This window comes from Bradyrhizobium sp. SK17, from assembly GCF_002831585.1.
Taxonomy (GTDB): domain Bacteria; phylum Pseudomonadota; class Alphaproteobacteria; order Rhizobiales; family Xanthobacteraceae; genus Bradyrhizobium.
In genome coordinates this window covers 148243-165999 of the sequence record NZ_CP025113.1, presented here as the reverse complement: position 1 = coordinate 165999, position 17757 = coordinate 148243, and the positions used below count along the sequence as shown (strand labels likewise).

Sequence of the window (17757 nt, the reverse complement as noted above, 5' to 3'; positions counted from 1 at the left end):
TGTTGCCGGCATCTGCGGAAGCAGCCCCTCTCCCCATAAGAACGGGGCGAGGGAGTGCAGTGCGCGCCAGAGCGATTACTTGATGGTGGCGTGCACGGTGATGACCGAGGTGCCGGATGTCTTCGGCCCCTGACCGGTTGCCTTGATGGCAAACGTATCGCTGCCCTTGTACTTGGCCTTCGCCTTGTACTCGAAGGTCGACGGGTTGACCTTCTTCAGCTTGCCATAGGCCGGCTTCTGCGAGATCGATGAATCAGTCACCGTGCCGCGGATTCCGATCGGGATCTGGCAGCTCTCGCCCGATGCGACGTCGATATCGCCGGTCGAGTTCTCGCCCCAATCCGCCAATGTCACCGACATCGAGCATTCGGACACGGGCTGCGCCGCAGACGCCGGCATTACGCCCGATGCTGTCAAGATGAGCGCCAGGGCCGCGACCCCGGTCGACCGCGCCGTCAAGATAGCCGTTCTCATGATTACACCGACTGAAGGTTTGCCTGCGCGAGAATCCTGCAACGCGGGCGCAAGCTAGGCAAGAACTTCGGCCGATCTGTGTTGGCCGCCAATTGGCGCGTCGAGGCGGTGTTCCGACATCTTGTTGCCCGGAAAGGGCATTCCCATAGTCATTCGACCGCGATCCGATCCGGACAGCGTGACGGGAAAGGGATGCCAATGGTTGAAAGCAATGACGGTCGGGCGAGCGTACAACAGGCCGGCTTTGCCGGTGTCACGCGCAGGACGCTCGAGCGCCTGACGCTGCCCGGCGATGATCGCGAGCTCGTCGTTGCCGAGGTGACCTATCCGCCCGGCGGGGTGGCGCCGCTGCACCGGCATCCGGTCGGCGGCGTGATCTTCATCGTCGAGGGCGTCGCGGAGTCGGCCTATGGCGATGAAGCGTCGCGGCAGTATCGAGCAGGCGAGACGTTGCAGGATCGCGCTGACCTGCCGCACACGTTGTTTCGCAATTGCGATCCGGAGCGGCCGCTGCGTTTTCTCACGATCTACGCACTCGAACCCGGGCGCGCCTACACGATGGAGCCGTGACGGCGCGGGTGATCCGGCCGCGGTGCTTCTGGTTTTTTCGCGCGCTCAGGCTTTCGGGCGTACGACAGCGGGCTGGGGCGGAATCGCCAGAAGAAAGCACACCGATTCCACCAGCAGTTCATGTGCGCGGTCGACGATGTCGTCCAGCGATGGCGTCTTCGCGAACATGGTTTGGGCTTCGGCCAGCAACTGGTCGCGCGTCGGCATGCTGGGCAAGTGCAGGTCGGCACGATGCTGCAACAGGAAGAGCACTTCCCGTACCGACATGCCCGTTTCATGCACGGACGATCTGATGGCCAGCGCAATGGATTCGGGATTGAAGCGGCCCGCGAGCTGTTCGGCGGTTCGCTTGATCACGCGTGATCCCAGGCGCTGTTCGTTGCGGAGAACCGCCGCAGGCGGCGCCTTGAGATCCCAGACGATGCCGAGCCAGGATAGCGCCACCAGAACATAGTAGGTCGCGTCGATTTCCCACCAGCGGAAGCCTTGCCGCGCACTGCTCTGGTAGGCGTGGTGATTGTTGTGCCAACCCTCACCCATGGTCAGGAGAGCCAGCAGCCAATTGTTGCGGGAGCCATCGCCCGTCACATACCGCTGGCGTCCGTGAACATGTGCCAGGGAGTTGATGCAGAACGTCGCGTGATAGACCAGCACGGTGCTCCAGAAGAAGCCGACCAGCAGGCCCGGCCAGCCGGCCACGAGGAAACACAAACCTGCGACCACGACCGCCGGGAAGACCTCGAATTTGTGCAGCCACCGCAACTCGGGATAGGCGGCAAGGTCGGAAACTTTCGTCAGATCGGTCGCGTCGTGCTGCCGGTAAAAGATCCAGCCGAGATGACTGTACACGAGGCCCTTGTGCAGGGGTGAATGCACGTCGTGCTCGGTATCGGAATGAAGGTGGTGATGTCGATGTTTCGCCGCCCACCACAGCACGCTTTTCTGCGCGCTGCTTTGGGCGAGGAATGCGAGGATGAATTGAAACACCCGGCTCGTCGCGTAAGCGCGGTGCGAGAAGTACCGATGATATCCGGCGGTGATCGCGAACATGCGCAGCCAGTACAGCGCGACGCAAATTGCGATGGCCTGCCATGAGATGCCCGACCAGATCGCCGCCAGACACCCGACGTGGACCAGCACAAACGGCAGCACTTGCGGGTACATGATGTCGTCGTGGTGCGGCTCCGGATCGATATGGGTGGACAAGCTCGTGACCTCGATTGCTGCAATGTGCGGCACGTCTCGCCGGCGGACGCTTCACGTCGCGGTTTCGGCGGACATTGCGCGTGGTGTGACAAAGAGACCCCGCGCCGGTCGAGCAGTCGCGAGGGCGCGAAAATCTGGGGCTCTGCTAGTACATCCGTGGTCAAAGCGACATGGCGCAGATTACCGCAGCTTGCCCGCACGGATTTTGGGTCACGGATTTGCCAGTCCGGCGGCCTCCAAGCCATCTACCTGACCACACATTGGGCATATCGAGGGCGCTACTCCTTCTTGGCCGTCAGCCCGTCGACCATCGCGCGCGTCAATGTCGAGATCTCGCTGCGCAGCGCGCCGATCGGCACTGCGATCAGCTTGTGCTCCAGCCCGAGCGCGACCATGCCATGCACGGCGGAGAACAGGCTGCGCGCGGTGACGCCGAGTTGTGCCGGCGAGCGCTGCGGAAACAGCGCGGCGAGCGGCTTGTAGATGTGGCGGAATAATTCCATCTGCTCGGTGATCGCCCATTCCGGCACCGGCTTGCCGGGCTGCATGCGATGCTCGAACAGGGCGCGCCACAGTTCGAGATTTTCGGCGGCGAAGTCGCAATAGGCGACCGCGACCCGCACCAGCATCTCGCGCGGCGCCGCCGCGCCGCCGATCTCGGCCAGCGACAGCGAGGCGTCCAGCCGGGCCAGGGTGCGCGAGCCGACTCGCAGGATCAGCTCGTCGACATCCTCGACCAGATTGTAGACGCCGCCATTGGCGACGCCGATTTCCTGGGCCAGTTCGCGGGTTTTCAGCCCGCCGAGACCCTTTGCCGCAATCGCCCGTTCCGCCGCCTCGATCAGCGCTTCGCGCAGTTTTGCACGTCGTTCCAATGCCTTGGACATGTTTCACCCGCCGTTAACCACAGACGTGAGCGACGCTCAAATAGTTCTTGAGCATCGCTCATTGTGTGGTACAAGAGTTTCATGAGCGATGCTCATAGCAGGGAGCGACCAAATGTTCAAAACTGTTTTGACCCTTTTCCGCGGCACCGTCGCGGTGGCCGAAGAGGAACTGCAAGACCGGACCGCGCTGGTCATCCTCGATCAGCAGATGCGCGACGCGGCCGCCGCCGTCGACCGCTCGAAGCGGACCCTGGCGCTGGCGATTGCCGGCGACCAGCAGGAGGGCCGGCGGCTCGAGGCCGCCCACGCCCGGATCGCCGATCTCGAGGTGCGCGCGTCGGCGGCGCTCGACGGCGGCCGGGAGGACCTCGCCCGCGAAGCCGCGCAGGCGATCGCCAATCTCGAAGCCGAGCGCGATGCCGCGATGACCGCGCGCACGCTGTTCGCCTCCGAGATCACCCGGCTGAAGCGCCATGTCGCCAGTGCCGAGGCGCGCATCGCCGAACTCGATCGCGGCCGGCGCCTGGCCCGTGCCTCGGAGGCGGTGCGCTCGCTGCGCCGCACTGGCATCGAGGCGGCGCGGCCCTACGAATCGACGCTGCCCGAAGCGGAGGCGACGCTGAAGCGGCTGCGCGAGCGGCAGATGGAGGCCCAGGCGGCCGACGAGGCCCTGTTCGAGATCGACACCGCCTCGGGTCCGCTCGTCGTCGCCGAACGGCTCGCCGAGCAGGGCTTTGGCCCGCGCATGAAATCGACCGCCGACGACGTGCTGGCGCGGCTGAAGGCCAAGCGCCCGCCTGCTGCCTGAATTCTCAAATCCGCAACTGAACCAGCTTCAAACCTCGCAACATCAAGGAGACGACCATGAACCAGACCATTCAACCCCACAGCAGCGGCTGGGTGACCTTCACTTACGCGTCCTTTGCAGCCTCCGCCTTCCTCGTCGCCGTCGGCGTGTTCTTCCTGCCGATCGACCTCTGGATGAAGGGTTATCTCACGATGGGCATCGTGATGCTGGTGCAGACCTGCGTCACGCTGACCAAGACGATCCGCGACAATTACGAGAGCGGCAAGTTCGTCAATCGCATCGAGGACGCCAAGGCCGAGCGGCTGTTGATGGAAGTCTCGAAGGCGGCCTGAGCAGGCAGCACAAAACGATAGCGGCGGGTGTTTCGCGCCCGCCGCTATCGTTGTTTCGCCCAATCTGTTCCGTTTCCGGAAGGCCTTGTTTACCCTGCGGCGAGCTGCGTCGGATCGCACTTACAACCTCTTAACAGCCGCAAGGGCAGAGATCGCACCCGAGGGACAGAGAAATGGCGTCCACCGACAATCGCACGCCCGCTCCGCGCGGCGACCGCGGGTTTGCCAAGGCGCGCGCGGCCTTTGACGGCCTGCGCAGCCATGCCGGCTTCTGGCTGAAAGCGCTGTCGCAGCCGACCATCGATCTCACCTTGCGCACCCAGGCCGGCCAGCGCACGCGCATCGTCGAATCGCCTGGGGTGTCGTTGCCGAAGGCCGAACTCGACGCGCTGGTCGGGCAATTGCGCACCGTTGCGGCCAAGACGCTGCCCGAGGAGAGCCTGACCTACGGTATCTTCTCCGGCGAGCCGGAGCGGCTGTCGCGCGCCGTCGTCACCCTGATCTGCGAAGAGGACAGCGGGCGGCCGATCGCGTTCAACGCGCTGTCGGTGATGGAGGTGCCGCTCGACGGCGAGCCGGCTGAAGTCACCCATCTCGGTCTCGTCATGGTCGATCCCGACGTGCGCGGGCAGGGTTGTCCTGGGTGCTCTACGGCCTGACCGCGCTGGTGCTGTTCGCGCGCGACGGGCTGCGGCCGAAATGGATCTCCAACGTCACCCAGGTGCCGGCGGTCGTCGGCATGGTAAGCGACACCTTCTCGGACGTGTTCCCGTCGCCACTGCCGGAGGCGCGGCAGAGCTTTGCGCATCTGCAACTCGCGCGTGGCATCATGGCGCGGCATCGGGCGGTGTTCGGCGTCGGCGAGGAAGCCGGCTTCGACGAGCCGCGCTCGGTCATCACCAATGCCTATACCGGCGGCTCGGATGCGCTGAAGAAGAGCTTCGAGATCGCGCCGAAGCATCGCAACGCGGTCTACAACGAATTCTGCCAACGCGAGCTGGACTACGGCCGCGGCGACGATGTGCTTCAGATCGGCCGCGTCGATCTTGCCGGCGCGCGGCGCTACCTGATGAGCGAGGTGCCGTCGGGCTCGCTGCCGGCGCTGCTGGCGGCGTCGGCGATGCTGGCCTTGCAGCGGCTGGTGCTGCCGGTGGTCTATTGGCTCGACGACAGCCGCGCCTTCGGCAGCCTGCGGCCGCGCAGGCAGGATGGCGGGGCCGCGCGATGAGCTTCGACTATTACTCCTTCACCGGCCGCAACATCGGCTTCATCGACGAGCACGAGCAGCAATTGCTGCGCCAGGCGCGGGTGTTCGTCTGCGGCGTCGGCGGCATGGGCGGCGCGGCCTTCATGGCGCTGGCGCGCGCCGGCGTCGGCCGCTTCGTGATCGCCGACATCGACCGCTTCGAGGTCTCCAACCTCAACCGCCAGGTGTTCGCCTTCGCCGACGAGGTCGGCCGCGAGAAGGCCGCCGTTGCCGCCGAAGCCGCCAAACGCATCAACCCGACCATCGAGGTCGAGGTGCTCGGCGAGAACTGGACCGACGAATTGCCCGGCATCGCCGCGCGCTGCCCCGTCATCGTCAACGGCATGGACGATATCGCGGCCGGCGTGCACCTGTACCGGACCGCCAAGCGTGCCGAGGCGACCGTGATCGACGCCTACATGTCGCCATTGCCGTCGGTGATCGTGGTGCGTCCGCAGGATCCGCGGCCCGAGCAACGCCTCGGCTTTCCGACCCTTGGCAAGGACTGGACCGAGATCACCGACGAAGACCGTCGCGCCGCGATGCGCGCCGAGATCGAGCACGTGATGCTGCATTCGTCGTCGCGCAACTATGTCGATCTCGCGATCGCCGGCGAGGTCGCGACTGGGCGCCGCAGCCGGATGTCGTTCGCCCGATGGTGATCTCGACCGGCATGCTGATGGCCTATGAGGCGGTGGCGCTGATCCTCGGCCGCACCTCCGGCACCGATTGCCGCGGCTGGTTCCTCAATCCGCACCGACCCGCGATCGAGAGGCCACGCAGCGCGCTCACCGCCGCGCTGATGCGTCCAATGGTGCGGCGGGCCATCGACCAACTGACTGGCCGGCCATGACCTCGGGAGTGATCGCCGATTCCATCGTCAATCTCTGCGGCGCCATCGGGCTCGCGGTGGCGATGATGACGTTCTACCGACGCGATCCGCGGAGCCCGCTGACCCGCCGCCTGCTGCTCGCGCTCGGCGTGATCGCGATCCTGTTCCTCGACCGCGGCCTTGCGTGGTGGAGCGGAAGTTGGCTGCTCGACCGTCTCTCGGTGATCCCGGCTTCGCTGATCCCGCTCGGCGCCTTGATCGTCACCGAGGGCATCCTGCGGCGTCACGCGCCGCGCGCGATCAAGATCGCCGCGCTCGCAGGCGGCATCCTGCTCGGCCTCGGCGGTCTGTTCGGATTGCAGCGCTTCGTCATGCCCTATGCGATCACGCTGGCGCTGTTCCAGCTCTCGGGCTTCGCCATCTGCGCGCTGCTGCTGGCGACGCGCGACCGCTCGGCGCTGATGGCCTCGGAGAACCGCAGCATCGGCCGCATGGCGGTCGGGGCACTGGTGGTGATCCCGTTCATCCTCACCGATTTCCGCACGCTGTTTCCGGACATCCCGGTCCGGCTCGGCGCACTCGGCGCGCTGCTCACGGTCACCGTGATGCTGATCGCCGGCGGCGGCGCCGAGACCCGGCGGCATGGGCTTGCGATGATGGCGCTGCGGCTGATCTCGTCGGGGTTGCTCGGGCTCGCCGCCGCCTTCATGGCGCCTGACGTCGACGCGGCGCAGATGGTCCGGTTCGTCGCGGTCGCGATCGCCGGCGTCCTGACCATCGGGCTGATGACGGATGCGCTGCGCGCGCTGTTCGAATCCCAGGAGCCCGGTGTGCTCAATTCGGTTGCGGCGTCGCCGGCGCAGACACGGGAGCAGTTGATCGCCGAGCTCGCGCGACATCCGATCTTTGAGAGCGCGCGGCGCTTCCGCGAAAACGAGCTCGCACCCTACGATCCGCCGCTGCTGCGCGATTTCCTGTCGACGCGGCGCGTGCTGCGCCGCTCCGATGCGCCATGGGGGCTGTCGCCGACCGACTCGGCGGCCGAGCGAATGGTCTCGCTGATATCAGCCAACAACGCCTCCCATGTCATCGTGCTCGGGCATGATCCGGTGGATCTGATCGTGCTCGCGGTGCCGGTGACGGCGGCCGATCCCGCCACCGAAACCGCGCTGGCGCTGGTGCGGCGGCTGTTGGCGCTGACCCCGGAGGCCAGATGACGCTCGAGGTCAGGGAGGGCGACCGCAAGGCGGCGTTCGACGCCGCGCTCAATGCCTATGGACCCGACAGTCTCTACGTGCCGCCGCTGTGGAGCGATTTCGACCGGATGTTCGATCCCGCGACGAATCCGTTCATCACCGAAGGCCACGGCCGCTATGCGCTGTTTTCCGCGCATCGCGACGGCCGGCCGGTCGGCCGCATCGCCGCCTCGATCCACGACGCCTCCAACCGCAAGCACGGCACCCGCCACGGGCATTCGGCTTCTTCGACTGCATCGACGATGTCGAGGTGGCCGATGCGCTGCTGCGCGCCGCCGAGCAATGGCTGTCGGCGCGTGGCATGAGCCGGGTCGCCGGCAATTTCAATCTGACGGCAATGCAGCAGATCGGCGTCATGACCGACGGCTTCGACCATGCGCCGTTCACCGACATGATGTGGTCGCCGCCCCACGTCGCGCAGCATCTGGAACGCGCCGGCTATGCCGCGACCTTCCCGATGACGACATTCGAGATCGCGCTCGACGACGGCAAGCCGGAGCAGCTGCTCGGCGACAAGCAGCGCGCGGTGCTCGCCGACCCCGATTTCATCTGGCAGCCGATCAAGCGTTCCGCCTTCAAGGCGCGGCTGGAGGATGCGCGGCTGATTCTCAACGACGGCTTTGCCGACAATCCGATGTTCGTGCCGCCGACCGCGTCCGAATATCTGTTCCAGGCCGGCGACATGATGTGGATCATCGACAAGCGGATTTCGACCGTGGTCTATCACCGCGGCCGCCCCGCCGGCGCGATCATCGCGATTCCCGACCTCAATCCGCTGATCAAGGCGATCGACGGCCGGATCGGGCTGACGGCGCCGTTCAGGTTCGTGCAGCACCGCATCATGAACACGCGCGCCGTGCTGATCTATCAGTCGGTCTGTCGCGACCTGCACAATCGTGGCCTCAACGGCGCGATGCTCTACCGCACCGCGCTGGCGTTGCAGCAGGCCGGTTACCGCACGCTCGGCGGCACCTGGATCGCCGACATCAACGCGCCCTCGCTGCGCCAGGTCGAGAAGGCCGGGGCCACGCCGCTGCACCGGCTGCATCTGTTCACCAAGCGATTGGCGGCGGCATGAGCGAGTTGACGCCGGATCTGCTGCGCGAACTGGTCGCCGAGGCGCGGCTGGCCCCGAGCGTCCACAACATCCAGCCGACGCGCTGGCGCTTGCTCGACGACGGCCGGCTGGCGCTGGTCGACGACACCGGCGTCCGCGCGCCGGTCGCCGACCCCGCGGGGCACGATGTCCTGGTGTCGCATGGCGCGGCGCTGGAGGGCATGAGCCTCGCGCTCAACCGACGCGGCTTCGCCATCACCGCGATGACCACGATCGAGCAGCCGCTGTCGCCGCAATTTTCCGCGCTCTGCTCCTTTGCGATCAGGCAGGGCACCACGCCCGATCCGCTGGCGGAGCATGTGGCACGCCGCATGTCGTGGCGCGGCAAATTCCTCGCCGCGCCGGATGACGCGGCGGCGTTGGCGCAACGGGCCATCGCGCGTGACGATGTGATCTGCATCGGTCATCGCGGGACGCTTGCCGACATCGCCGATTGGGCCGATCAGGCCGAGTTCTCCTTTGTCCGCGGCGACGAATACCGCGCTGAACTGCTCGCATGGATGCGGCTGTCGCCCGCCGATCCGCGCTACCTGCTGGACGGTCTCAACCGCGATGCGCTGGCGATGAACGCCATTGAGGGCAGCGCGGCCCGCTTTGTGCTGGGGCGCCTGTTCCGGCCGCTTGATCGTCTCGGTATCGCGGCGTCGCTGCTCGCCGACCGCGCCAAGACCGCATCGGCCTCCGCGGTCCTGCTGTTCTGCCGGCCGGTCGGTGAGGATCCGCTCACGACGGGGCGGCATTTCTATCGTGTCTGGCTGGAAATCGATCGCGCCGGCTTCGCGGCCTGCCCGATTTCGGCGCTGGCCGATCATCCCGGCTGCAACGAACGGCTGCGCAAGCTCGGTGAAATCGGCCGCGATCTGCGGCTGGTCAACGTATTCCGCGTCGGCCGTCCGTCAAAGCCGGTGAAACCCCGGCATTTCCGGCTGCCGGTGGATCGCTTGATTGTCTAATCGGGACCCCCTGTCAAAGCTTCACGCGGCCGTGCTATGACGCCGCCCGCAAACCAATCAGCGGTGGGGATGATGTCGAAGCAATCGTTGCGCGAGGAGGCCGAGCGCCTGATCCGCGAAACCATGGAAAAGCGGAACCTCGTCATCAAGCAGGGCACGACCCGGATCGAGGCCGTGTGCGGCAAATGCGGTGCGCCGAACCGGGTGCAGGCGGAGAAGGGCCAGTCTCGCGTCAAGTTCACCTGCAAGAACTGCGACCACAAGCAGGAAACGCTGTAGGCGTGTCTGTTGCGCGACCCTAAACCCGTCACCCTGAGGAGCGCGCCCTTGCGCGCGTCTCGAAGGATGAATCGGCCACCAGCCGGGCCGTACATCCTTCGAGACGCGCTACGCGCTCCTCAGGATGACGGTGATAGTGCGTAGGATGGGTGGAGTGCAGCGATACCCATCATCGCCGCGCGGGGACATTTGATGGGTGTCGCTTCGCTCTACCCATCCTACGAAGCGCTCTACTTGAATGCCTCGCAGACCGTGGTGTGATCCGGCGCGATCCGGGCCGCGGTTCGCAGCGAGACGTTGCGCCACCAGGCGTCCAGCGCGTGGCGGTCGCAGGCGAGCTTCACGCTCATGCCGCCGGCGAACTTGATCCAGTCCGCGAAGCTCGCGCGTGACACCGCGATCACCACCGGAATATCGGCATCGAGCGCGCGTTCGATCAGAAAGCCGAGGCCCTTGCCGTCGCGCTCCCGCTTGCCGAAGCGGTTGATGATGACGAGATCGGCGCCTTCGGCGAGCGCGTCGGCGACGCGGGCGCCGGCATCCTGCAATCGCGACAGATCGAGCTTGCAGCCGGTGGCGCCGGGACTCGTAGAACTCTGGCTTGGCGGCTGCGCCAGCAGCACCGTCTCGCCGCTATGCACCAGCACCGCCGACAGGCTGGAATCCGCGCATTGGCCTGATTGCACCATGCCGACGACGCGACAGCCATGCGCGTTCAGATCACCGGCGAAGTCGCGCAGCACGGCATCGGGATCGTCGTTGTCGTCATAGACCAGGGCGGCGAGGTCGCATTGGGCGTCGAACATGACGGGCTCTGTTCGTTGTGGACGAGGGAGGCGGCCGCGGCGCTTGTCGCGTCGCGGCCGCAGGTTGGGAGATCAGGCGGCCGGCGGGCCGTTGATGATCTGGAGCTGGGTGAACTCGGCGAGGCCTTCCTCGGCGAATTCGGTGCCGATGCCCGACTGCTTGGCGCCGCCGAACGGGATGTTCGGGGCCATGTCGAGATGCTTGTTGATCCACACCGTGCCGGCCTCGATCTTTGTCGCGACCTCATGGGCGCGCTTGATGTCGGACGACCACACCGACGCGCCGAGGCCGTAGGTGGTGGCGTTGGCGCGGCGGATCACGTCATCCTTGTCGGAGTACTTGATGACCGGCAGCACCGGGCCGAATTGCTCCTCGTCGACCAGCTTGGAGCCTTCCTTGATGTCGCGCACGATGGTCGGCTCGATGAAGTAGCCGGGACGGTCCATCGCCGAGCCGCCGGCGATCACGTTGCCGTTCTTGCGGGCATCGTCGAGGAACGCCTTGACCTTCTCGTACTGCATCTTGTTCTGCAACGGGCCGAGCTTGGTGCCCTGCTTGGAGCCGTCGTCGACCACGGTGTTCTTGGCGATGGCGACCAGCTCGTTGCAGACCTCGTCATAGACCGACTCGTGCACATAGAGCCGCTTGATGGCGAGGCAGACCTGGCCGGAGTTCTGGAACGCACCCTCGAAGATGCCGGGGGCGACCTTCTTCGGATCGACGTCGTCGAGCACGATGCCGGCGTCGTTGCCGCCGAGCTCGAGCGTGATCCGCTTCAGGGTCTGCGAGGCGCTCGCCATCACCTTCTGGCCGGTCGCGGTCGAGCCGGTGAAGGAGATCTTGCGGATGTCGGGATGCTTGGTCATGTGATCGCCGAGATCATTGGCGTCGGCGATGAAGTTCAGCACGCCCTTCGGCAGGATGTCCTTGACCAGCTCGGCGAAGCGCAGCGAGGCCAGCGGCGTGGTCGGGGCCGGCTTCACCACCAGCGTATTGCCGGCGAGCAGCGCCGACGGCAGCTTGAACGCCAGGATCAGCAGCGGATAGTTCCAGGGAATGATCGCGCCGACCACGCCGAGCGGGCGGCGATAGGCCTCGACCTTGCGGTCGCCGGAATCCTCGACCACGCGCATCGGCAGGTCGAGCGAGCCGAGATAGCGGAAGAAGCCGGCCATGCCCATGACCTCGCCGGTGGCATCGGCCAGCGGCTTGCCCTGTTCGCTGGTCAGGATGCGGGCGAGCTCATTGGTGTTGGCCTCGATCGCCTCGGCCATCTTGATGATGAGCTTGCGACGCTCCTCCATCGGGGTGGCGGCCCAGGCCGGGTAGGCGGCCTTGGCGGCGGCGACGGCCTTGTCGAGCTGGTCCTTGGAGGCACGCGGACATTGCGCCACGACCTCTTCGGTCGCGGGATTGAGGACCGGCATCGTGCTGTCGCCGGGTACCATCTTGCCGTCGATGAGAAGACTGTAATCGCTCATAGGCTTCGCTCTCCCTGGTCAAACGGGCCCTTCGCGGACCTCGCTATATTCACATATATATCACGGCTGCGGCGAGGAAGCCACGGCCATCCATGGCCCCGCCGGGTCAGGCGGAACCGGGCGATCTGTCCGGAAAACGGCAAAGAAAAATGCGGCTGACGTCCGCGGTCATTTATTCGCGGTTGCCGCCCCAGCGTCAACGGGACGGCCGCGAGCTTCAATACATTCTAACGCCGCGTGCAGCCGCGCCGGATCGGGCGCCGCTATATTTCAGGGCTGGACGCTGCGCGTCGCAGCGATATATTGATTGGAATATAACGATGATCCGGAGTGCCGGTATGCAGATCGAAACCCAGGAGCTCACCACCTGCGAAGTCGCACCCGACGGCTGCGCGATTTCGCTGGGCTTCGTGGACGGCAAGGGCGAACCCGCCACCATCCGCCTGTCGATCAACCAGGTCGGCGCGCTGGTCATGACCTTGCCCGGCCTGATCAGCAAGGCGCTACAGACCCGCTTCGGCGACCGGACCTTGCGCTACGCCTATCCGCTGGATTCATGGGTGATCGAGCAGTCGACCGATCCGGCCCAGGGCATGATGACGCTGAAGACATCGGATGGCTTCAGCGTCTGCTTCTCGATCCCGCGCGCCCAGCAGAACGAACTCGGCGAGGCGTTGGTGGCGCAGCCGGCGACGCCGGTCAGGGTGCGGGCGAATTAGACCGGACGTGGTGACATCCAGCGCCAACTCATCCATCGTCGTCATTCCGGGGCGCGCGCAGCGCGAGCCCGGAAGCCATCAGGCCGCAGGCTTCGTGGCGCAATGGATTCCGGGCTCAGCCCTTCGGGCTGCCCCGGAATGACGAGAGCATCAGGATTTCACGTCCCCTTCACGAACGCGGCGAATGCATCGCCGTAATCCTTATGCCAGCGCGACAGCGGCGGGCGGTTCTCGACGATGTCGCCTGCCGCCCACAGGATACGGCGTTCGTCGAGCGCGCGCGGCACGTCGTTGTCGGGGCACAGGATGTAGAAATCGCCGGCGTCGAGCCGCTCGATCATGAAGTCGACGGTCTGCTCCGCGGTCCAGGCGCCGGCCGGCTTCTCGGTGCGGCCGCGCGCGGTCAGTCCGGTGAAGACGAAGCCGGGGATCAAGAGATGCGCCGTCAGCTTGCAGCCATCGGTGTTGCGCAGCTCGTGCTGGAGCGCCTCGGTGAACGCCTTCACGCCGGCTTTCGAGACGTTGTAGGCGGGATCGCCCGGCGGCGTGGTGATGCCCTGCTTGGAGCCGGTGTTGATGATCAGCCCCGGCCGACCGCGCTTGATCATGTTGGGCGCGAACGCCTGCGTGCCGTTGATCACGCCCCACAGATTGACGCCGAGGATGCGCTGCCAATTGTCCGCGGGGCCGAACATCGCGCTGCCGGGCTGGATGCCGGCATTGTTCATCAGGATGTCAGCGCCGCCGAACCGTTTCGCGACGCTGGCCTCGAGCTCCGCCATTGCGTCCGCGCGACTGACGTCGACGGCGGCCGTCATGATATCGGCCGCGCCGCCCGGCGCCGCAGATGACAGTTTTGTCGCGGCCGCCTTCAGCCGGTCGTCGCCGAGATCGGCGATGGCGACCTTCATGCCGGCTTGCGCAAACCGCAGCGCAGCGGCGAGCCCGATGCCGGATGCGCCTCCGGTGATCACGGCAACATGATTGGCTGATATCACGGGGTGCGGCATCGTCGGTCTCCGGACACATATGTGGCTGACATCGGCATAGAGCCTGCCGAACTATGATCGAATCGCTTCGGCTAACGCGCTGCTTCACCTCTCCCAAGGGAGAGGTGAACCTCCGTCGCCGATCCAACTTCATACTATCACATCGCGTGCACGACGCAGGCGCATGGGAGGTTTTCATGCGCGCCACCCTCGACAACGCCGGCTCCGCTTTACGGTTTCGCGGTCGCGCTGTAGAATTCAGGATATAACGCTTCCAAAATACCTCAGCCGACAATTTGACAGGGAGTGCAAACATGGCTGTTTCGCAGGCTGTTCCGATCTCGCGCCATCCTTATGCCGACGGCTCCTACAAGAAGATGCTGATCGACGGCAAATGGCTCGACGCCGCCTCCGGCAAGATATTCGAAACCCACAACCCCGCCACTGGTGAACTGCTCGCGACCGTCGCCGAGGGCGACGCCGAGGACATCAACCGCGCGGTCGCGGCGGCACGTCGTGCGTTCGAGGGACCGTGGAGCAAGGTGAAGCCGTTCGAGCGGCAGAACATGCTGCTCAAGCTCGCCGAGCTGGTCGAGGCCAATTTCGAGGAATTGTCCCAGCTCGACACGCTCGACATGGGCGCGCCGATCAGCCGCACCCGCGGCAACAGGCTGCGCGCGCTCGGCATGCTGCGCTATTACGCAGGACAGGCGACCGCGATCCATGGCGAGACCATCGAGAACTCGCTGCCCGGCGAGATATTCTCCTACACGCTGAAGGAGCCGATCGGCGTGGTCGGCGCCATCATCCCGTGGAACGGGCCGCTGACCGCCTCGATCTGGAAGATCGGCCCGGCGATCGCGACCGGCTGCACCGTGGTGCTGAAGCCGGCCGAGGAATCGCCGCTGACCTCGCTGCGCATCGGCGAGCTCTGCATGGAAGCCGGCATTCCGCCCGGCGTGGTCAACGTCGTACCCGGCTATGGCGAGACCGCGGGCGCAGCACTTGCCAATCATCCCGATGTCGACAAGGTCGCGTTCACCGGCTCGCACATCACGGGACAGTCGATCATCCGTGCCTCCGCCGGCAACCTCAAGCGCGTCTCGCTCGAGCTCGGCGGCAAGTCGCCGGACATCGTGTTCGCCGATGCCGATCTCGATGCCGCGGTGCCGGGTGCGGCGATGGCGGTGTTCGCCAATTCCGGCCAGATTTGCAGCGCCGGCACCCGGCTGTTCGTCGAGCAGAAGGTCTATGACGAATTCGTCGGCCGCGTCGCCGAGTTCGGCAAGAAGCTTCAGGTCGGCAACGGCCTCGACCCCAACACCCAGATCGGCCCGCTGGTGTCGAAGGATCAGCTCGATCGCGTCTCCGGCTATCTCGACATCGGCGCAAAGGAAGGCGCCAAGGCCGTGGTCGGCGGCGGCCGCCTCACCGAAGGCGCGCTGTCGAAGGGCTATTTCGTGCAGCCGACGGTGTTCGCCAATGTGCAGGACAACATGCGCATCGCCCAGGAGGAGATCTTCGGCCCGGTGATCTCGGCGATCTCGTTCAAGGATCCGGACGAACTGATCAAGCGCGCCAATGCCACCACCTTCGGCCTCGGCTCCGGGGTCTGGACCACCAATGTCAGCAAGGCGCACCAGGTCGCAAAAGCGCTGCGCGCCGGCTCGGTCTGGGTCAATTGCTACCAGGCGATGGACCCCGCGGTGCCGTTCGGCGGCTACAAGATGAGCGGCTACGGCCGCGAATCCGGCAAGCAGCACGTCGAGGAGTATCTCAACGTCAAGGCGGTCTGGATCAAGACGGGCTAGGGCCCGACCTGCCGCTTCACCTCTCCCGGCCTGCGGGAGGGCTATTCCCCGCAAACTCCGTCATGCCCGGCCTTGTGCCGGGCATCCACGTCTTGGTTTCAGCGTGAGAAAGACGTGGATGGCCCCGGGGCAAGCCCGGCCATGACGAGGCGCTATTTCGGAATATTAGAAATGCATCCCTGATTTGCCCGATGCGTCAAGTTGCGTCGTCGAGCGTCAGCCGCCCGCTTGCTTTGCATGGGGTTGTTTTCGATGTTTTCGCAACGCCTGCCCGTGACGGGCGCCGTCTACCGCCCGGCGGCCTTCTTCGGCTTGCCGATGTCGCTGCGCAGCGCCTCGAGATCCTTGCGCACGGCGCTTGCTGCGTCGCGCTCGATCTTGCGGTAGCGGGCCACGAGCGACTGGCCGAACGGGGTCAGCACCGCGCCGCCGCCGTTCTTGCCGCCGGTCTGCCGCTCCACCGCCGCCTGCCGGCAGATGCGGTTGATCTCGTCGACCAGGTCCCAGGCGCGCTTGTAGCTCATGTCCATGGCGCGACCGGCGGCCGAGATCGAGCCGCATTCGTTGATCCGCTCCAGCAGCAGGATCTTGCCCGGCCCGATCCGGTCCTCGGAATCGAGGTCGATGCGGACGCTCAGCGAGGGGAGCGATGAGGCGCTCGATTTCGACATGGGAGACCTGTTCTCTTGGCAACAGATTGCCACTACCTGCTTTTATGAACAAGATGAACCCGTTACATAACGGGCATGATCCGGAAAAGTGGGCACCGGTTTTCCGAGCCGATCGTGCCCAGAATATAACGGGAAATCGCAAAAGAACATTTGGGGTAGGCATGGCTTCTTCGTCGCTGTTTTCGCCGCTCAAGGTCGGTCCCTATGAGCTCAAGCACCGTGTCGTGATGGCACCGCTCACCCGGATGCGGGCGGCGCGGCCGAGCCTCGTGCCTCGGCCGATGAACGCGGAATATTACGCGCAGCGCGCCACGCCGGGCGGCCTGCTGATCGCGGAAGCCTCGCCCGTGGTCGCGACCGGTTTCGGCAATCCCGGCGTCCCCGGCATCTACAGCGAGGCCCAGATCGCGGGCTGGCGCGAGGTGGTCAATGCCGTGCACGCCAAGGGCGGCCTGATCTTCCTGCAACTCTGGCACGTCGGCCGCGTCTCGCATTCCTCGTTCCAGCCGGATGGCGCGCTGCCGGTGGCGCCGTCGACGGTCGCGATCCCCCCAGAGTTCAAGTGCATGACGGCGGACGGCAAGGTGGTCGATTACGAGACGCCGCGCGCGCTCGAGACGGCCGAGGTCGCGCTGATGGTCGAGGCCTACCGGCAGGGCGCGAAGAACGCGCTCGCCGCCGGCTTCGACGGCGTCGAGATCCACGGCGCCAATGGCTATCTGATTGAGCAGTTCCTGCAATCGAAGAGCAACCTGCGCACCGACCAGTATGGCGGCTCGATCGAGAACCGCGTCCGCTTCCTGCTGGAGGTGACCCAGGCGGTAACCGAGGTCTGGGGCGCCAACCGCGTCGGCGTGCGGCTGTCGCCCTACGGCATCGCCAATGGCAGCGGCGAGGCCGACCCGATGCCGCTCTACAGCCACGCCATCAAGGCGCTGGACAAGTTCGGGCTGGCCTATCTGCATTTCATCGAGCCGCGCGCCTCCGGCACCGGCCGTGCCGATGTCGATTGGAAGGATGTGCCGTCGGCAATGGTGCTGTACCGGCCGATGTGGAGCGGCGTGCTGATATCAGCCGGCAATTTCATCGGTGACAGCGCGGAGCGCGCGCTCGCCGAAGGCCATGCCGACGCGATCGCGTTCGGCCGTTACTTCATCTCCAACCCGGACCTGCCGCGCCGCCTGCAACGCGGCTATCCGCTGACCAAGTACAACCGCGCGACGTTCTATGCCGGCGAGGAGAAGGGCTACACGGATTATCCCGTGCATGACGAACTGGCGCAGGCCTAGAAACGCTGTTTCGTAGCCCGGATAGAGCCG

At 65.7% G+C, this 17757-nt stretch carries 20 protein-coding genes and 1 pseudogene; 14 read left to right on the top strand and 7 right to left on the bottom strand.

What is annotated here, in order from left to right:
- Window positions 1-75: 75 nt before the first annotated feature.
- A complete protein-coding gene (locus CWS35_RS00815; protein ID WP_100955930.1) occupies window positions 76-360 on the bottom strand; it encodes a hypothetical protein in 285 nt (94 codons plus the stop codon).
- A gap of 312 nt (window positions 361-672) precedes the next feature.
- On the opposite strand from CWS35_RS00815, the gene CWS35_RS00810 reads away from it, so the two are divergent.
- Entirely contained in the window at window positions 673-1044 is a 372-nt protein-coding gene (locus tag CWS35_RS00810; RefSeq protein ID WP_100950232.1) for a cupin domain-containing protein, read from the top strand.
- Window positions 1045-1089: 45 nt separating this feature from the next.
- Here the strand turns inward: CWS35_RS00810 and CWS35_RS00805 are convergent, their stop codons facing one another.
- Both CWS35_RS00805 and CWS35_RS00800 read right to left on the bottom strand, forming a co-directional pair.
- Window positions 1090-2208, bottom strand: a complete 1119-nt coding sequence (locus CWS35_RS00805; protein ID WP_100955929.1) for an acyl-CoA desaturase — start codon at window positions 2206-2208, stop codon at window positions 1090-1092.
- Window positions 2209-2528: 320 nt separating this feature from the next.
- A complete protein-coding gene (locus CWS35_RS00800; protein WP_024584865.1) occupies window positions 2529-3137 on the bottom strand; it encodes a TetR/AcrR family transcriptional regulator in 609 nt (202 codons plus the stop codon).
- Window positions 3138-3249: 112 nt separating this feature from the next.
- Between CWS35_RS00800 and CWS35_RS00795 the strand changes: the two genes are divergently transcribed.
- From CWS35_RS00795 to CWS35_RS00760, 10 genes and pseudogenes are all read left to right on the top strand, one after another.
- Window positions 3250-3945, top strand: a complete 696-nt coding sequence (locus CWS35_RS00795; protein ID WP_024584866.1) for a PspA/IM30 family protein — start codon at window positions 3250-3252, stop codon at window positions 3943-3945.
- Window positions 3946-4001: 56 nt separating this feature from the next.
- Complete coding sequence (locus tag CWS35_RS00790; protein ID WP_021078428.1) at window positions 4002-4277, top strand: YiaA/YiaB family inner membrane protein; 276 nt, start codon at window positions 4002-4004, stop codon at window positions 4275-4277.
- Between the two features lie 173 nt (window positions 4278-4450).
- Window positions 4451-5505 (top strand): annotated as a pseudogene (locus tag CWS35_RS00785) (hypothetical protein).
- A complete protein-coding gene (locus tag CWS35_RS00780; protein WP_245438825.1) occupies window positions 5502-6185 on the top strand; it encodes a ThiF family adenylyltransferase in 684 nt (227 codons plus the stop codon). Before CWS35_RS00785 ends, CWS35_RS00780 begins: the two are co-directional and overlap by 4 nt.
- Window positions 6179-6376: a hypothetical protein gene (locus tag CWS35_RS39920; protein WP_245438824.1), complete on the top strand. Its 198-nt coding sequence runs from the start codon at window positions 6179-6181 to the stop codon at window positions 6374-6376. Before CWS35_RS00780 ends, CWS35_RS39920 begins: the two co-directional genes overlap by 7 nt.
- A complete protein-coding gene (locus CWS35_RS00775) occupies window positions 6373-7572 on the top strand; it encodes a hypothetical protein (RefSeq protein WP_100950230.1) in 1200 nt (399 codons plus the stop codon). Before CWS35_RS39920 ends, CWS35_RS00775 begins: the two co-directional genes overlap by 4 nt.
- Window positions 7569-7916, top strand: a complete 348-nt coding sequence (locus CWS35_RS39915) for a hypothetical protein (protein WP_245438823.1) — start codon at window positions 7569-7571, stop codon at window positions 7914-7916. The genes CWS35_RS00775 and CWS35_RS39915 overlap by 4 nt, the downstream gene beginning before the upstream one ends.
- Window positions 7862-8689: a GNAT family N-acetyltransferase gene (locus CWS35_RS00770; RefSeq protein ID WP_245438822.1), complete on the top strand. Its 828-nt coding sequence runs from the start codon at window positions 7862-7864 to the stop codon at window positions 8687-8689. The genes CWS35_RS39915 and CWS35_RS00770 overlap by 55 nt, the downstream gene beginning before the upstream one ends.
- Window positions 8686-9681 carry a hypothetical protein gene (locus tag CWS35_RS00765; RefSeq protein ID WP_100950228.1) on the top strand — a complete coding sequence of 332 codons (996 nt, stop codon included), beginning with the start codon at window positions 8686-8688 and terminating at the stop codon, window positions 9679-9681. Before CWS35_RS00770 ends, CWS35_RS00765 begins: the two co-directional genes overlap by 4 nt.
- A 72-nt stretch (window positions 9682-9753) precedes the next feature.
- Window positions 9754-9960, top strand: coding sequence for a hypothetical protein (locus CWS35_RS00760; protein WP_024581255.1), 207 nt, complete (start codon window positions 9754-9756; stop codon window positions 9958-9960).
- Window positions 9961-10190: 230 nt separating this feature from the next.
- Here CWS35_RS00760 and CWS35_RS00755 read toward each other — a convergent pair whose 3' ends face one another.
- Together CWS35_RS00755 and CWS35_RS00750 are read right to left on the bottom strand one after the other, a co-directional pair.
- Window positions 10191-10766, bottom strand: coding sequence for a DUF2478 domain-containing protein (locus CWS35_RS00755; RefSeq protein ID WP_100950226.1), 576 nt, complete (start codon window positions 10764-10766; stop codon window positions 10191-10193).
- Between the two features lie 72 nt (window positions 10767-10838).
- Complete coding sequence (locus CWS35_RS00750; protein ID WP_024581253.1) at window positions 10839-12248, bottom strand: aldehyde dehydrogenase family protein; 1410 nt, start codon at window positions 12246-12248, stop codon at window positions 10839-10841.
- Between the two features lie 338 nt (window positions 12249-12586).
- Between CWS35_RS00750 and CWS35_RS00745 the strand changes: the two genes are divergently transcribed.
- Window positions 12587-12967: a hypothetical protein gene (locus CWS35_RS00745; RefSeq protein WP_100950224.1), complete on the top strand. Its 381-nt coding sequence runs from the start codon at window positions 12587-12589 to the stop codon at window positions 12965-12967.
- Between the two features lie 158 nt (window positions 12968-13125).
- Here the strand turns inward: CWS35_RS00745 and CWS35_RS00740 are convergent, their stop codons facing one another.
- Window positions 13126-13977, bottom strand: a complete 852-nt coding sequence (locus tag CWS35_RS00740) for an SDR family oxidoreductase (protein WP_024581251.1) — start codon at window positions 13975-13977, stop codon at window positions 13126-13128.
- A gap of 293 nt (window positions 13978-14270) precedes the next feature.
- Between CWS35_RS00740 and CWS35_RS00735 the strand changes: the two genes are divergently transcribed.
- Window positions 14271-15767, top strand: coding sequence for an aldehyde dehydrogenase family protein (locus CWS35_RS00735; protein ID WP_100950222.1), 1497 nt, complete (start codon window positions 14271-14273; stop codon window positions 15765-15767).
- A 287-nt stretch (window positions 15768-16054) separates the two neighbouring features.
- Here the strand turns inward: CWS35_RS00735 and CWS35_RS00730 are convergent, their stop codons facing one another.
- A complete protein-coding gene (locus tag CWS35_RS00730; protein WP_024581249.1) occupies window positions 16055-16438 on the bottom strand; it encodes a winged helix-turn-helix domain-containing protein in 384 nt (127 codons plus the stop codon).
- Between the two features lie 161 nt (window positions 16439-16599).
- On the opposite strand from CWS35_RS00730, the gene CWS35_RS00725 reads away from it, so the two are divergent.
- Window positions 16600-17727 carry an alkene reductase gene (locus CWS35_RS00725; RefSeq protein ID WP_100950220.1) on the top strand — a complete coding sequence of 376 codons (1128 nt, stop codon included), beginning with the start codon at window positions 16600-16602 and terminating at the stop codon, window positions 17725-17727.
- Window positions 17728-17757: the final 30 nt, after the last annotated feature.